This is a genomic window from Streptomyces sp. a15 (genome assembly GCF_059026085.1).
Window position 1 is genome coordinate 1 of the sequence record NZ_JBWLKM010000141.1, and the last position, 13,939, is coordinate 13,939.

Genomic DNA, 13,939 nt, shown 5'->3' on the forward strand with positions numbered 1-13,939 from the left:
TCCGCGGTCCGGCGGCACGGATCGTGTCCGTGGTCCGGGAATGCGGGGGCGGGTTTCCTCACGCCCACGGGTTCCCGATCCGGCCTGGACGGTCCGATGCCCCACACGATCACTCCGGTCGTGTGGGGGCGGCGCCGTCCGTCGCCGGATCGGGTGCCCTTGGGCGCGCCGTCCGATCGCCACGGCGGCAGCGTCGTGGCGGGTCGTCTTCCTGTTGTCGTGGGTGAGGGGCTTCTGCCAGTGCTGGCCGCCCCTACTTCGAGGTGTAAGCCGGGTCCACGGCGATGACCGCGATACCGGTCTGGTCGGCCATGGAGGTCAGCCGGGCGCGGAGCCGGCCGGTGGGCATCCCGGCGATCAACTGCCGGAACCGCTTGCGCCTGCCGTGTTTCTCGCGGGCCTTCTCCGCTGCGAAGTCCAAATCCTCCACCGCAATGGCCTTCACGCCACAGGCCTTGGCCCAGTGCAGCAGCCGGGTGAGGGAGGTGGCGGACCTGGGCGTCGCGGTGCTGGGCGGTGCCCGTGAGCTCGAAGAAGAACCGGCGCGGGCCGCCGATCGGGTTGCCGTGGACATCGAAGCGCCAGGCGGCAAGGTGATCGCCGTTGGTGTCGACGCCGACCACACCGACCGCATGATCTCCTCCATCCGCCTCAAGTGAGGTGTTCACCGACGAGTGCATGGACGTGGCCGAGCAGGTGCGGCTGGCCTTCGGGATGCTTGATCTTCTCGACGACTACTGGGTGACGTGCGAGATCGGGTTCGCGGACCGGGGTCCGCAGGGGCCGCTGCCCGCCGACGTTCTGTGGGACGGCTATCGCCGACGGCTGGAGGCGGATCGGGATGCCGAGGCTGTCACCTACTCGCTCTGGGTCGACTGGTTCGAGGATCGCGGCACCGCCGCGACGGCCTTCGCCGAGGTACTTGGCAACGACATCGACCACGTCGTCGCAGAGGGATCGGACGCCCTGCTTCGCCGTGCCGACCGGGTTCTGGCCTGCTCAGGCCCCGTGCCCTGGCTCGTGAAGCAGAAGGCGTACGACATGGTCGTGCGGCTCCCCGCGCTGCACATGCCGCTGTTCAAGGGCTTGCTGGCCGGCTACCACGACGTCTACGGCGACCTGGAGCCGACGGCATCACTGGCTCTCCTCGCGCGCCTGCAACTCCCCGCGGACACTCCGCATCTCCCGGAGCTCCGGTCCGTGCTCGCCGCAGGACACAGGAACCACTACCGCAGTCCCCACGCCTGGGAGGAGGCGGTGCGGGCCTCAACGGACTGAACGGGGCCGCCGCCGGCTGGGGACGGACCGCGAAGGACTCCCGCTCGCACAAGGCGTCAAGTCTCTTCCCCGCCCTGGAACCAGCCCCGGAAACCGCCGATCGCAGGCCCTGACGGCCCCGGCTGGCTCAGATCCCCGCTTGGCCTACGTTGCCAAGGACGGCACACCCCGCAATGTCCCGATCGCGTTCACCTGGAACGGCTCGGCGATCGTCATGTGCACCACGAAGAACGCTCCCAAACTCCCGGCCCTGCGCAACAACCCGACGGTTGCCCTGACGATCGACACCGAGGTGCACCCGCCGAAGATCTTGCTCATCCGCGGTCGGGCCGAGCTGGACGTCGTCGACGGCATCCTGGACGAGTATCTCGAGGCGAACAGCACCTACGAGATGACGCCCGAGCAACGGGTCCATTGGGAGGCAGAGGTGCGTTCGCTCTACGACGGCATGGTCCGGCTCGTCGTGACCCCGACATGGGCGAAGCTGATCGACTTCGAGACGACTCTGCCGAGCGCGGTCGAGGAGCTGATCCGGCAGCGGGACGCGCGTCAGCGTGCCTGAGCGCCGTGCACGCGACGCGGCTCCCTCTGCCGCCTCCTGCCGCCACCGCGGAGTGCGCGGTGTCTTTCGAAGTCCGCCGGAAAAATCTCGCGGCGGGATGTCGAGAACCCGAGTCCGGCTCCGTCCCCGCAGTGAACACGGCCACAATGGGCCGTACAACATCAAGGAGAACACGATGGCCAAGTACCTGCTGCTCAAGCACTACCGGGGCGCGCCGGCAGCGGTCAACGACGTGCCGATGGACCAATGGACGCCGGAGGAGATCTCGGCCCACGTGCAGTACATGCAGGACTTCGCCGCTCGGCTGGAAGGCACCGGCGAGTACGTCGACGGTCAGGCGCTCTCCCCGGAGGGCACGTTCGTCCGCTACGACGGCGAGGGGCGTCCGCCGATCACCGACGGCCCGTTCGCGGAGACCAAGGACCTGATCGCGGGCTGGATGGTGATCGACGTCGACACCTACGAGCGGGCGCTCGAGCTGGCCGGCGAGCTGTCCGCGGCGCCGGGTGCGGGTGGCAAGCCGATCCACGAGTGGCTCGAGCTGCGCCCGTTCTACGCGGCGCCCCCGACCATCACGGAGTGACGCATGGTGGACGAGTCCCTGCTGCGGACCCTCACCCCCACGGTGATCGGGATCCTCGGCCGGCGCGGAGCAGACTTCGCGGCGGCCGAGGATGCCGTGCAGGACGCCCTGGTCGAGGCCGTGCGTGTGTGGCCGGACGACCCGCCTCGGGACCCCAAGGGGTGGCTGGTCACCGTGGCCTGGCGCAAGTTCCTCGACGCCGTCCGCGCCGATACCTCCCGGAGGCATCGTGAGGTGCGCGTCGAGGTCGAGCCCCTGCCCGGCCCGAGCGAGGTGGCGGACGACACCCTCCAGCTGTACTTCCTGTGCGCGCACCCGTCCCTGACACCGGCCTCGGCCGTCGCGCTCACGCTGCGCGCGGTCGGCGGCCTGACCACGCGGCAGATCGCGCAGGCCTACCTCGTGCCGGAGGCGACCATGGCCCAGCGCATCAGCCGGGCCAAGCGGACCGTCTCGGGCGTCCGGTTCAACCAGCCCGGTGACGTCGCCACGGTGCTGCGCGTGCTCTACCTGGTCTTCAACGAGGGCTACTCCGGCGACGTCGACCTCGCCGGCGAGGCGATCCGGCTCACTCGCCAGCTGGCAGCGAAGACCAACCATGAGGAGGTCGCGGGCCTGCTCGCGCTCATGCTGCTCCACCACGCACGGCACCCGGCACGGACCGGCCCCGACGGCAATCTCGTGCCTCTTGCCGAGCAGGACCGCAGCCTGTGGAACACCCGCATGATCGCCGAGGGCGTCGGCGTGCTCCAGGCAGCCCTCGCCCGCGACCGACTGGGCGAGTTCCAGGCCCAGGCCGCCATCGCCGCGCTCCACGCCGACGCCCCGACGGCCGAGGAGACCGACTGGGTGCAGATCGTCGAGTGGTACGACGAACTGGTGCGCCTCACCGACAGCCCGGTGGCCCGCCTCAACCGGGCCGTCGCGGTCGGCGAGGCCGACGGCCCGCGGGCCGGACTGTCCGCCCTGGCGGAGCTCGACCCCGCCCTGCCCCGCCACACCGCCGTCGCGGCGTACCTGCACGAGCGCGACGGCGACCCAGCCACTGCAGCACGGCTCTACGCCGAAGCCGCCCGATCGGCGCCCAGCCTCCCGGAACACGTCCACCTCACGCGGCAGGCCGCACGGCTCAACGCGCAGCTGCGCGGTTGAGCGGCGGGCGGCCGTCGTTCCGGCGTGGCGGCGGGCCATGTCACCGGCGAAGCCCGCGACCGCGACCGCGACCGCGACCGCGACTGCGTCTGCGTCTGCGACCGCGGCCGCCGCCACCGTTGGCGACGGCCGGCCGGACGCGGGAGGGCCGACCGGTGTGCGGGGTCGTCGGCTTCCGTGGCGTCCGGTGCGGTCACTGTCGTATCCCTTATGGGGCAGTCAGTCCGCCCGTGCAGGCGGCGCCCGGCTCCGGGGTCTGCGCGCCCTGGACGTACTTGGTGAGGAACTGCTCGATCCTCGGGTCGGATGCCTTGGTCACGCTGAGCTGCTTGCCCCAGGCCGACAGCACGATGGGGCCGGACTGGGTCTTGTACGGGCTCATCAGCGTGTACGGGGTCGTGGAAACCTTGTCGCTCAGCGTCTTGATGTCCGTGTCGGTGGCCTTGTCGTTGTACGTGACCCAGACCGCCCCGTGTTCAAGGGAGTGGACCGCGTTCTCGTTCGCTATGGCCTCGGTGTAGACGGTGCCGTCGCAGGTCATCCAGGCCTGGTTGTGGTCGCCTCCGACGGGCGGGTTCATCGGGTACTTCACGGTGCCCTGGACGTGGTTCTGCTTGAGCTTCTTCGCGTCCCAGGTCTTCTCGCCGCTCACGGGCTTCTTCGCCTCGGCGGCCTGCTGCTCGTCCTTCTCGTTGACGTCGTTGATGTAGTACGCGCCCCAGCCGACGAGGCCGACGACGATGACCGTGCTGATGCTGATGGTGATGATCCGGTTGCGACGCTCCCGGGCTCTTTCGACGCGGCGCAGCTCCTCTATCCGGGCCTTACGGGACGCGGAGGCCGCCTTCTTGCTGGTCTTGCTCATGACTGTGTGGTCCTCGTCTTCGCCGCGCGGTGTCGTCGGGCGGCGGTAGGTACAGGGTGATGGACGGATGTCGTCGTCGGCGGCACGCGCGAGCGTACGGCGCCGTGAGATCCGTCAGGTCCGTTGCACCTGGAGGATGTGCAGGTCGGGAGCGCGTCCGGTCGGTACCGGCTCGGTGGAGCGCGCCGAGGTGTCCGGCTGCCTGGGTACGTCCGGCGTGCGCGGCAGGATCGCGTGCACGGGCTGGGCCGGAGCGACGAGCACGGCTCGCATGCCGTCGACTGCTGCGAGGCAGCACATATCGCCGGCAGGGCAGTCCGCCGGGCGCGCGACCGCTGCCGTATGGTGATCGGCCGGCGCGGCCGTCGGGACCGCCGAGGCCGAAACCGTCGTCATCGAGGCGGCCTGTGAGCTGTCGGCGTGCGCCGCAGAGCCCAGGCACGCCACCAGGGCAGCGAGCAGGACCACCAGAGCAGGGCAGAGCGTCGCGATCCGCGTGGTCCACCACGCTCCGCGGGTCATGTCCTGTCTCCGGCTCCCCATCACGCGTGATTGTAGGCGTTGCCTGTGGTCAGGCTGTCGACTCCGGCTTCCGAGCGAGGAACTCCTAGCCGGTGAGCGGAAGTTGCTTGAGGCGTGGTGCCCCGTGTGGGAACGAGGTGCGCCGTCTGTTGGCGGAGGTGGCGGGCGGCGCGTTCGAGACGTGCGGGAAGCAGTCGTCACACGATGGAGCGCGCGATGCGAAACCCTACGTCGTCGACTTGGAACGTCGGGTGGCTGCGGCGCCGCGCAGAGGCTCTGCAACTCCAGTGCTCATCGAACCAACCACCGCCACGGAGCACCCGGTAGGTGCCGTAGACCTCGGCGTCGTAGACGTCCCAGCACCAGTCCCACACGTTGCCGAGCATGTCGTAGAGACCCCACGGGTTGGGGCGTTTGCCGCCCACGGCATGGATGCGCTCGTGCGAGTTGCCGCGGTACCAGGCGATCTCGTCGAGCGGCGCGTACTGCGGCCCGGTCGTACCGGCACGGCAGGCGTGCTCCCACTCCGCTTCGGTCGGCAGCCGGTACCCGCCGGCGGACGCGTCCCACTCGATGACTTCGCTGCCGGCACCGAGGTGGTAGGCGGGCGTGAACCCGTCGCGCAGGGACAGGGCGTTGCAGAACCGTGCCGCGTCCCACCAGGAAACGCACTCAACGGGCAACTGGTCCCCACGGGCGGTGCTCGGCCGCCGGCCGGTGATCTGCGCGTACAGCGCCTGGGTGACCGGGAATGCCGCGAGTTGGTAAGGCGCGAGCTCTACCGACCAACTGCGCTGCGTCCGCCGGTCCGAGAGCGTTACCTGCCCCGGTGGGATGGCGACCATCTCGTTTCCCGTGACTACGTCCATGATCAAGAGATCCTACCGAGATGCGTCGGTTCTGCCAGGGCGGGCCGGACCAGATCAACGACGCGAAGACCTGCTCCTCGATCGTCTTGAGCGCCCTCCCCGCACGTGGTCGGCACCCGCACCGACCACGGCGCCTGTGACGCTGGACGCCGCCGACCAGACCGTGCTGGTGCTGCTTCGGCGAGACGGGGCCGGGCCACGCTCACGGCACTGCGGACGGCCACCGGTGTGTCCGAGGCCCTCGTCAAGAGGCGCCTGGAGGGGCCGTGTTCAACCCGCGTCCTTTACTTCTACTTCGCCGTGGAAGGTGTCCAGTGGAGGACCCTCGTGATCACGGGTACCAGGCGACCCATCGACCGTGAATTCGTCATCCACCGGGGAAGCTCGCGCGTCCCTCTGCCTCCCCCTGTGTCCCGGCACCGTGCGGCCTGGCCCACGGCGTTGGCTCGGGCCGCTTGGCCGTGCGTCCGTCTCCCGACGAACGGCCCCGCAGTCGTCGCCAGGCCCAGGGGCCCAGGAATGCCACGGCCCAGCGAGCATCGCCGCTCGCGGTGCGCAGGGCGGAGACCGGAGCGAGCCGGGGCAGGGGTGCGGCCCAGTCGTCGTGACCCGGCAAACCGAGAGTGCAGGCCATGCCTGACGCGATCCGGGCGTGGCCCAGCGGCCCCGCGTGCATCCGGTCCAGGCTCCACAGCCGCGGGTCGGCCGTCACCGGATGCGGGTAGGTGTCCAGGACCGCTACGCCATGGCGATTCGCAGCGGCGCACAGGCGGGCGTTGAGGTCGAGGACGCGCGGCAGCGCACGGCGCGCGAGCGGGGAGACTTTCCCCAGGTCGGGAAACGTCACGGTGGCCACCCGGGCACCCGACTCGGTGAGCCGCGCGAACATCTCCTCGATGTCCCCTGCCACCCGCTCGGCGTCGAACCCGGGGCGCACCAGGTCGTTCATGCCCGCCATCACGGTCATCAGGTCCGGCTTCAGCGCGAGGGCCGGTCCGAGCTGCTCCGCCCTGATCTGCGCGGTCACCTTCCCGCGTACGGCGAGATTGGCGTAGGTGAAGTCCGGGTGCCCGCGCGCCAGGATCTCGGCGAGCCGGTCCGCCCAGCCCCGGTAACCGTGCAGGTCGTCGCCGTCGCCGATGCCTTCTGTCTGGCTGTCGCCGATGGCGACGTATCGCGTGTACGGGTGCGTGGTCATGCGCCGAGCTTCGTGCCGGGCTGCGGCGGCGTCAATGTGGAAGGCGCGGCTCGCGGTGCCCTGCGCTGGATGCACCGCCGTCCGTTGTCGTCCTGCTCGTTGATGTTGGTTGATCCGCGCTTTGGCTAATAGCTGAAGGTGGTAGCTCCCTCGTCGCCGATCCACTGCCACATCGGAACGGTTCCGCCCAGCTCCGCCCCCTCGATCAGCTGCTGCTTGTCGAGCTTGCGGGCGTCGAAGCAGATGGGACAGACGAGGTAGCGCCCGCCTGCCTTGGCGTACCGGGCCACGAGGTCGGCCAGCTCCGGGCAGCCGTCGCAGGCGACGCCGGTGGCCACGCCGTCCAGGGTCAGCCGGGTGGCCTCCTTGGTGAGGAACATGAGCGTGGGACGTCCCTGTTCGGCCGCGCCGACGGCGACCAGGAATGCCACGGTGACCCGCTCGGGGTCCTCCAGGCCGGTGGTCAGGCTGATGACCGCTTTACCAGGCATGTAGCTCCTCCTAGGGGCGTGTTCTGTCTCCGTTCCTGAGACTGGGGGACGCGCCACCGGCGGCCTAGTACGTTTTTTGTAGCGGCGAGGTCCGAACCGCGCGAAGAGGATGGGGCCCATGAAGCGCTATGGCCAGTACTGCCCGGTCGCCCGTGCCGCCGAGGTCCTCGCCGAACGGTGGACGCTGCTGATCGTCCGTGAACTGCTGTGGGGCGAGGACCGGTTCAATGCCATCCATCGCGGCCTGCCCCGGGTGTCGCCTTCGTTGCTGGCGACGCGGCTGCGCGAGCTGCGGCGCGCCGGTCTCGTGCAGCGCGACCTGGTCGATGGTGAGCCCCGCTACCGTCTCACACCGGCCGGGCAGGAACTGAGGCCGCTACTGGAGCAGATGGGCGCGTGGGGCGCGCGCTGGATGCAGGACCTGCGTCCGGACGAGTTCGACCCGGTACTGCTGATGCTCGACATCAGCCGGGACTCCCGTGCGGCACGCATGCCCGAGCGCGCGGTGACCGTGCAGCTCCGCTTCCGGGACGCCCCCACCGGTCAGCAGCGATGGTGGCTGGTCCTGTCCCGGTCCGCCGGCGCCGACGTGTGCGACACCGACCCGGGTTTCCCGGTCAGCGTCTGGCTGGAGACCGAGGTGCCGACCCTCACCCGCATCTGGATGGGCGACATGAGCTGGTCGGCGGCGCTGCGCGACGAAGTGCTGAGCCTGACCGGCGACCGCGCCGCCTGCCGTGCGCTGCCGCAGTGGCTCCATGCCAGCCCGTTCGCCGCCGTCGAGCGGGCGGCGGTGTCACTGCCGCGGTGACCTCAACGCCGGAGACGGGTCGACGGCACCCGTGAGAAATGCTGTGTGCCCCCACAGTGAAGCCCGGCACATCGCGGACACGCTCGACGCGCATGGCGTGCCGGAGGCCGTTGTGGTGGGCCATTCCCTCGGCGGAATGGTCGCGGTCGAGTAGGCCCGGGCGAATCCGGACCGTGCCCGTACCCGTGCCCGTACCCGTGCCCGTGCCGCCGTGAATCTCGACGGCTTCTGGTGGCGACGCGAGTACCCCGGCGCCGAACGGGTGTGTGAGGGGCTGCTGGTGTCGGTCGGGAGCATCGCGCCACCCGAGTACATCGAGGAACAGGTCGCCCGCGTCGGCGGTTGCTGTCTGGCTGCGCGCCTCGAGTTCGGCACGCCTCTGGTCAGGGCCATCGCAGGTTTGGGGTAGCGGGAACGCATCGTCCTGGCGCGTTGTGTGCGTCCTCGGTCGCGGACCTTCCTCATGGTCCAGCCCACCGCTGTCGTACACACGCGCTCTGGCACGCCAAGGGGAGCCGGCCGCGCGCCGTCTCCATTCACTCACACAAGGTCAGTGACCCAAGACCGGTGTGGGTGGCGTTGCCTCGTGTGTCGAAGCGGAGGCTGCCACCGTCAGCGACCCAACTGGTGATGCTGAACGGTGCTTCCGTGGAGTAGTTGCACTGTCAGCTGCGCGGTCTCGATGGCGGATTGGCTGCGTAAGAGACGTGCGTGCGCTGACCGCGTAGAGAGATCCTGCCATCACCAACGTGGTGCCCGTTTCGACCGCGCCCGTATGCGCCGGCCGCGCGTTGATCATCCGAGCGAGATCCAGGCCGGACCAAGCCGTTGACGCCGTCGGCCTTGCGGTGGGCCGGCAGCCACTGGTCCATCTTGCCGCCGTTCCAGGCCTCGTGCTGCACGGACCAGGCATGGGACGTGGACGGGATGGCCTGGGCGCTTGAGGCGCGGGTGTCGAGGTGGAAGGGCAGGAGGTAGCCCTTCGGATTGACCGCATCCGGCTGGTAGAAGACGCTGCGGCCGTTGTCCAGCTTGAGGGCGTCGGGGTCGGCGAAGCCGCGGACACCCGACAAGGTGCCGAAGCAGTGGTCGAACGACCGGTTCTCCTGCATCAGCATGACGACGTGCTCGATGTCGCGCAGCGAGCTGTGTTTCGGCGGCTCCGTGGCGACGGCCTTCTGGACGCTCGGCGGGAGGAGGGAGAAGGCCGCGGCGCCGCCCAGTGCGCCGGCGGCCGAGTCCAGGCAGTCTACGACGAGTCAACTCGGCCATGATTGCCCCTACTTGAGGGAGAGAACCGCTCTTCGGAGTGACGATCGGTCCGGTCGCAACCGGACCGCCGATCACTCTCCGCCCGGGTCATCAGGGGCAAGGGGTGAACATGTGAACAACGGCCGGGAAGGAGTTGGCCAAGCCGTGACCTGCGTCAACGGGGCATTGCCGGGTCGTTGCCCCGGCTTGGGAAAAGGATGGCCGCTACATGAAACAGAGGGGTATCCGCCCTGCCCACGCACCGAATGTGTCTGCATGCAGACAGCCCTTCCGGAACACACGGCAATCCGGAACCTGGAAGCGGGAATCTGGAATCTGGAATCTGGGAATCGGACATGAATGCGCCGCTTGGTGGGAATCTCCGACAAGTGCGCTGTCCGGCCGTCCTGTTGGCGGTCGTCCGAGGAGAGGGCCCTGCCCATGAGCCAGCTGGCCTTGTCAGGAGTGGCGTTGGCGGCCGCGGTAGGGGTGTACCTCGTACTGGCCGTGCTGTGGTCCGTCCGTGACCGTGCCGACCGTGCTGCGGCCGCCCACCTGGAGGCGGTGGAGATCGACCCGTACCACGCGGTCGCCACGGCCGGTGCCCCGGGCGATGCCGACCGGGCCGCGGCGGCCGAGCTGCTGCTGGCCGGCCTGATACAGGTGGACGAGGAAGGGCGGTTGTCGCTCACCGACGAGGGCCGTGACCCGGTCGGTGAGACGCGGCCCCACCCCGTCCCGGCCGCCCTGCTGACCACCCTCCGGCGCCGCGCGGAGCCGGTCGCGCTGCACCACCTCCGCTGGGACACCGCGCACCACGGGCTGCGCGACGCGTTCCTGCGCGCCGAGGACGCGAAGGTGCCGCGCTGGTCCGCCCGCGCCAAGGACGAGTTCCACACCTGGGCCGTCCTGGCCGCCGTACTGCTCGCTCTCTGGTTCGCCGTCCAACTCGTGTTCATCCGGGACTTCGCCGCGTCCGATGGCAGGAATGTCGTCATCGCCTTCTTCGGGTGCCTCCTGGCGTGGCTGATGCTCGCCGTGCCGCTGGGCTGGGCGGCGCTGCGGTGGTGGCCCGGCCGGCACGACCACTTCCGGGACCACTGCCGACACCTGCCGCCGCATCCGGCCGAACCCGCCCTCGACCCCGTGCGCGCCGAACGGCTGAAACAGAGCACCACTGACCCGCGGTGGCAGCGGGAGGCCGCGGAGACGTGGGTGGACAGCGGGGGAGCGTTCTGATGCCGCGTCGGGCAAGTGAGGGAGCGGGGTCCGTGTCATGAGCGGTGGGATGGGATGGATCACGGCCGGCTGGCTGTTGGGGTTCGCCGGATTCAACGCGGCTCTGGGCACGGCCTGGTGGAGGCGTACGCGCGCGGAGCGACGGTTCCTGCGGGGAGCCCGCAGGTCGGACGTGGACCCGATCCAGGCGGCGTGGTGGCTCGGCGCCTCATGGAAGGGGGCGTCGGCCCAGCGGGAGGGATACGCCGCCGAGGTGGCCGTACGGATGCTGGTCATGGCCGGTCACGCCCAGGTCGACGAAGCCGGTCGGATCACCCTGACGCCGGGGCAGCACACCGCTCCGGCGGATCCGGTTCTCGCGGCGCTCGCGGCCGACCTGGATCGGGGCGAGGGCGTCATGGTCCATGAACTTCTCACCGAGCCGCGCTTCCTGCCGTTTCGCGCGGCCCTGGAGCCACGCCGTGCTCCCCTGCGCCGGTGCTTCGGCGCCTACCGCGTCCCCGCGTTGTTCGCCGCCTTAGTGGTGTCGTTCGGGATGTCCATGAACGCCATGCTGCTCGGCAACGGGGTCCCGGGTCTGTCCGACCCGGACCCGGGATGGTGGACGCTTGTGTGGATGGTGCCGTGGGCCGCCCTGTCCCTCCTCGCGGCGGCTTGGCCGCCCGAAGCGTCCCGCCCCTGGCCCCTGTTCACCCGCCGCTGCCGCGCCGCGGTCGCCCGGGCTCTGCCCGGCGAGACCCCTGAGACCCGCTTCAGTGTTTCAAGGGGGGCGTACCCCCCGCCCCGGCAGGCGTCCGCTGCCGGCGCGGACCGCCGGTCCTCGGACGGGGCCAGCGACCGTCCGGGGCGTGGGGACCTCGTCGACCACACCGGCGACATGGCAGACGTGGAGGGGGACTACGGCGGCGGCTTCGGGGGAGGCGACTGACGCGGGCCCCCTCCGGGGCGCAACGGGACTGATGCCTACCGCCACCGCCCCAGCGCGTCCTCAGCGTCGAGTGCACGGGCCCTTCGTGGGCGGGGCGGTGTGGTGTGGTGTCCCGGTGTTATGCCCGGGGGCGTTCGAAGGTGAGGAGCAGGCCCTCGACCGCACCGGGCCCTATGCGGCCCTTGACGCCGGCGGAGGTGATCGCCTTGAGTCCCCAGCCGTCCGCAGCGTGTTTGTTGAGGGCCTTCTCCAGCTTGTCGCTGTCCAGTGCGTCACCGATCAGTGATTCCCTGAAGGTGACGACCTTGTACTCGTAGGCGTAGGCGTGGCTCATGACTGCGGTGTCCTCCTGCGTTTCGACTGCGGTGGCCGGGGTCAGCCAATCACGTCTTCGATGCGCGGGTTGACCGGCGTGGACAGCCGGTGTTGGCACGTTCCCTCCAGGTCCCGGCAGACCCGGTGCCCACCACCGCCAACCTGGCCTCCACGCCGTCTTGGACTCCGGGTCGAAGGCCGCGGAGGTGTGTGCCTGTCAGGGAGGCCGGCCAACGGCAAAGAGGCGTGCGCCCCCTTCCTCCGCGTCAGAGGAACGGCGTTCCGGCGTCGAGCCCCGACAGCACCCGTCCATAGAGCTCCAAGTTGGCGGCGGGGTTGACGAAGGAGTGGAGGCTCAGGGCGTTGAGGTCACGGACGGCACGCTGGACGGGCACCTCGCGGTGCAGCGACGAGGCGCCGGAGGCGGAGCCGATCAGGTCGACGGCCTCCTTGCACAGGCGGGTCGCATAGCCGCACTGAGCCCTGATCCGAGCCCGTTCCTGTGTCGAGTACGGCTCGCCGTCGGCGACCCTCGACTCGATCAGCGTCACGAAGTCGGCGGTGAGCAGTTCGGCACTGGAGACCTTCATCGCGGCCTCGGCGATCTGCAGATGGGTCACCGGGGCTTCGTGCTGGCGTTCGTAGAAGGTGTACGTGATGCCACGCTGGTGGATGCGCTCGCTGAACTCCGCAAGGGCGGCCCGGGCCAGACCGAGGGCGCCCGCGGCCGTCCAGGCGCAGAACAGCAGCAGAACCGGCATCCCGTAGAAGGGGTCGGCGCTGTTGCGTCGCGAGGGAAAGCTGCCGGCCAGCAACGGCCCCAGGGGCAGGACACGGTGGGCGGGCACGTGCACCTCGTGGGCGACGACGCTGTTGCTGCCGCTCCCGGCCAGACCGGTGACGTTCCAGTCGTCGAGGACTTCGAGGTCGGTCATGGGGATGGCCGTCCACAGCATGTCGGGCGGTCGGCCCTCCTCGGTGTCGGCCAGGGCCGTCAGGAGGTGCCAGTCGGCGTCCTGGCAGCCGGTGGCGAAGGGGGAGGTTCCGTCGACCAGGTAACCGCCCTCCGTCGGGAGGGCTTTCGCGTTCGGGATGAGGGTGCCGCTGACTCGTACGTCGGGCCTGGCGAAGATCTCGTTCTGCGCCTCGTCCGGGAAGAGCGCCGCGATGAACGCACACCCGGCCTGGATCAGCGCCATGAACCCGGTCGACCCACAGGCGGCCGAGACCTCGCTCAGCACGTCGACCTGGGTGCGCAAGGGGGTCTGGTAACCGCCGTAGTGGCGGGGGACGTTCATACGGTGGAGCCCGGCGTCCGTGAGAGCCGCCACGACCTCGCGCGTCACCCGCCGTTCCTGCTCCGTGCGCAGGGCGTGTGCGCGGATCAGGGGCTGAAGTTCTCGTACGAGTTCGACCAGGTCGCTGTCCGAGTGAGGTGCGGAAGAACCAGCCAAGGGATGACCTCCAGGCCCGGTGCACGCGAGAACCCACACCGTGACGCCGATCCCCGAAACTGTCAACAGCCCTGCTCGACAGGTGAGTTGAATCGGCCTGGGCTCAGGGCCTGGCGACTGGGCGACGGACAGGCGTACGGCCGTCTCCCCCCCCCCACACACATCCAGCCAGCCGGCCGCGGTTCTCGATTCACTCTGCCCGCTCTGCCAAATACATCGGAGGAGTAGAGGGCTTTGGGTGAGGCTCGCCGATGTGGGAGGACGGGGAGATTGGCTCATTTTTCGCCTGTCCGTAGCCAGTCTCCTTCACTTTCACCGCGCCGATCTTCGGCAGGTTCAGGCGGCCTTTGTCGGTGATGTTCCAGCGGGCGTTGGCGGTGAACCGGATCGACTGCCGCTTGTCCTTGCGGGACTTGAAGCG

General features: G+C 69.8%; 15 protein-coding genes and 3 pseudogenes. 8 read left to right on the forward strand and 10 right to left on the reverse strand.

Annotated elements, in window-relative coordinates:
* Positions 1-632 (reverse strand): annotated as a pseudogene (locus AC5P09_RS49370) (IS200/IS605 family accessory protein TnpB-related protein); the annotation flags it as partial.
* A 46-nt stretch (positions 633-678) separates the two neighbouring features.
* Here AC5P09_RS49370 and AC5P09_RS49375 point away from each other — a divergent pair.
* The 4 genes from AC5P09_RS49375 (at position 679) to AC5P09_RS49390 (ending at position 3,575) form a co-directional block, all read left to right on the forward strand.
* Positions 679-1,278 (forward strand): hypothetical protein, encoded by a 600-nt coding sequence (locus AC5P09_RS49375; protein WP_493880219.1) that lies wholly within the window; start codon positions 679-681, stop codon positions 1,276-1,278.
* A gap of 139 nt (positions 1,279-1,417) precedes the next feature.
* Positions 1,418-1,840, forward strand: a complete 423-nt coding sequence (locus tag AC5P09_RS49380) for a pyridoxamine 5'-phosphate oxidase family protein (RefSeq protein WP_493880220.1) — start codon at positions 1,418-1,420, stop codon at positions 1,838-1,840.
* Positions 1,841-2,015: 175 nt separating this feature from the next.
* Positions 2,016-2,423: a YciI family protein gene (locus AC5P09_RS49385; RefSeq protein ID WP_266453168.1), complete on the forward strand. Its 408-nt coding sequence runs from the start codon at positions 2,016-2,018 to the stop codon at positions 2,421-2,423.
* A 6-nt stretch (positions 2,424-2,429) separates the two neighbouring features.
* Entirely contained in the window at positions 2,430-3,575 is a 1,146-nt protein-coding gene (locus tag AC5P09_RS49390; protein ID WP_493880230.1) for an RNA polymerase sigma factor, read from the forward strand.
* A gap of 208 nt (positions 3,576-3,783) precedes the next feature.
* On the opposite strand, the gene AC5P09_RS49395 is transcribed toward AC5P09_RS49390, so the two are convergent.
* From AC5P09_RS49395 to AC5P09_RS49415, 5 genes are all read right to left on the reverse strand, one after another.
* Positions 3,784-4,440: a thioredoxin-like domain-containing protein gene (locus tag AC5P09_RS49395; RefSeq protein WP_493880221.1), complete on the reverse strand. Its 657-nt coding sequence runs from the start codon at positions 4,438-4,440 to the stop codon at positions 3,784-3,786.
* Positions 4,441-4,554: 114 nt separating this feature from the next.
* Positions 4,555-4,962, reverse strand: a complete 408-nt coding sequence (locus AC5P09_RS49400; protein ID WP_493880222.1) for a hypothetical protein — start codon at positions 4,960-4,962, stop codon at positions 4,555-4,557.
* 197 nt (positions 4,963-5,159) lie between these two features.
* Positions 5,160-5,831 (reverse strand): formylglycine-generating enzyme family protein, encoded by a 672-nt coding sequence (locus AC5P09_RS49405; RefSeq protein WP_493880223.1) that lies wholly within the window; start codon positions 5,829-5,831, stop codon positions 5,160-5,162.
* Between the two features lie 367 nt (positions 5,832-6,198).
* Positions 6,199-7,029, reverse strand: coding sequence for an SGNH/GDSL hydrolase family protein (locus AC5P09_RS49410; RefSeq protein WP_493880224.1), 831 nt, complete (start codon positions 7,027-7,029; stop codon positions 6,199-6,201).
* Positions 7,030-7,154: 125 nt separating this feature from the next.
* Positions 7,155-7,520, reverse strand: a complete 366-nt coding sequence (locus AC5P09_RS49415; RefSeq protein WP_411152946.1) for a DsrE family protein — start codon at positions 7,518-7,520, stop codon at positions 7,155-7,157.
* A gap of 118 nt (positions 7,521-7,638) precedes the next feature.
* On the opposite strand from AC5P09_RS49415, the gene AC5P09_RS49420 reads away from it, so the two are divergent.
* Together AC5P09_RS49420 and AC5P09_RS49425 are read left to right on the forward strand one after the other, a co-directional pair.
* On the forward strand, positions 7,639-8,331 hold the full coding sequence (locus AC5P09_RS49420; RefSeq protein WP_493880225.1) for a winged helix-turn-helix transcriptional regulator: 693 nt from the start codon (positions 7,639-7,641) through the stop codon (positions 8,329-8,331).
* A gap of 211 nt (positions 8,332-8,542) precedes the next feature.
* On the forward strand, positions 8,543-8,740 hold the full coding sequence (locus AC5P09_RS49425; protein WP_493880226.1) for a hypothetical protein: 198 nt from the start codon (positions 8,543-8,545) through the stop codon (positions 8,738-8,740).
* 415 nt (positions 8,741-9,155) lie between these two features.
* Here the strand turns inward: AC5P09_RS49425 and AC5P09_RS49430 are convergent.
* Positions 9,156-9,603, reverse strand: a pseudogene (locus AC5P09_RS49430) (alkaline phosphatase family protein); the annotation flags it as partial.
* Positions 9,604-10,023: 420 nt separating this feature from the next.
* Here AC5P09_RS49430 and AC5P09_RS49435 point away from each other — a divergent pair.
* The gene (locus tag AC5P09_RS49435; RefSeq protein WP_493880227.1) at positions 10,024-10,821 is read left to right on the forward strand and encodes a hypothetical protein; all 798 of its coding nucleotides are present in this window, start codon (positions 10,024-10,026) and stop codon (positions 10,819-10,821) included.
* Positions 10,822-10,870: 49 nt separating this feature from the next.
* On the forward strand, positions 10,871-11,749 hold the full coding sequence (locus AC5P09_RS49440) for a hypothetical protein (RefSeq protein WP_493880228.1): 879 nt from the start codon (positions 10,871-10,873) through the stop codon (positions 11,747-11,749).
* A gap of 118 nt (positions 11,750-11,867) precedes the next feature.
* Here AC5P09_RS49440 and AC5P09_RS49445 read toward each other — a convergent pair whose 3' ends face one another.
* The 3 genes and pseudogenes from AC5P09_RS49445 to AC5P09_RS49455 form a co-directional block, all read right to left on the reverse strand.
* On the reverse strand, positions 11,868-12,083 hold the full coding sequence (locus AC5P09_RS49445; RefSeq protein WP_307679372.1) for a DUF4177 domain-containing protein: 216 nt from the start codon (positions 12,081-12,083) through the stop codon (positions 11,868-11,870).
* Positions 12,084-12,330: 247 nt separating this feature from the next.
* On the reverse strand, positions 12,331-13,518 hold the full coding sequence (locus tag AC5P09_RS49450) for an acyl-CoA dehydrogenase family protein (protein ID WP_493880229.1): 1,188 nt from the start codon (positions 13,516-13,518) through the stop codon (positions 12,331-12,333).
* Between the two features lie 304 nt (positions 13,519-13,822).
* Positions 13,823-13,939 (reverse strand): annotated as a pseudogene (locus tag AC5P09_RS49455) (RNA-guided endonuclease TnpB family protein); the annotation flags it as partial.

Bases quoted from the DNA above. Each gene is read 5' to 3' on its own strand.
- AC5P09_RS49440 (WP_493880228.1), top strand. From the start codon at position 10,871: ATGGGATGGATCACGGCCGGCTGGCTGTTGGGGTTCGCCGGATTCAAC.
- AC5P09_RS49395 (WP_493880221.1), bottom strand. From the start codon at position 4,440: ATGAGCAAGACCAGCAAGAAGGCGGCCTCCGCGTCCCGTAAGGCCCGG.
- AC5P09_RS49415 (WP_411152946.1), bottom strand. From the start codon at position 7,520: ATGCCTGGTAAAGCGGTCATCAGCCTGACCACCGGCCTGGAGGACCCC.
- AC5P09_RS49445 (WP_307679372.1), bottom strand. From the start codon at position 12,083: ATGAGCCACGCCTACGCCTACGAGTACAAGGTCGTCACCTTCAGGGAA.
- AC5P09_RS49410 (WP_493880224.1), bottom strand. From the start codon at position 7,029: ATGACCACGCACCCGTACACGCGATACGTCGCCATCGGCGACAGCCAG.
- AC5P09_RS49420 (WP_493880225.1), top strand. From the start codon at position 7,639: ATGAAGCGCTATGGCCAGTACTGCCCGGTCGCCCGTGCCGCCGAGGTC.
- AC5P09_RS49375 (WP_493880219.1), top strand. From the start codon at position 679: ATGGACGTGGCCGAGCAGGTGCGGCTGGCCTTCGGGATGCTTGATCTT.
- AC5P09_RS49400 (WP_493880222.1), bottom strand. From the start codon at position 4,962: ATGACCCGCGGAGCGTGGTGGACCACGCGGATCGCGACGCTCTGCCCT.
- AC5P09_RS49385 (WP_266453168.1), top strand. From the start codon at position 2,016: ATGGCCAAGTACCTGCTGCTCAAGCACTACCGGGGCGCGCCGGCAGCG.
- AC5P09_RS49405 (WP_493880223.1), bottom strand. From the start codon at position 5,831: ATGGACGTAGTCACGGGAAACGAGATGGTCGCCATCCCACCGGGGCAG.
- AC5P09_RS49435 (WP_493880227.1), top strand. From the start codon at position 10,024: ATGAGCCAGCTGGCCTTGTCAGGAGTGGCGTTGGCGGCCGCGGTAGGG.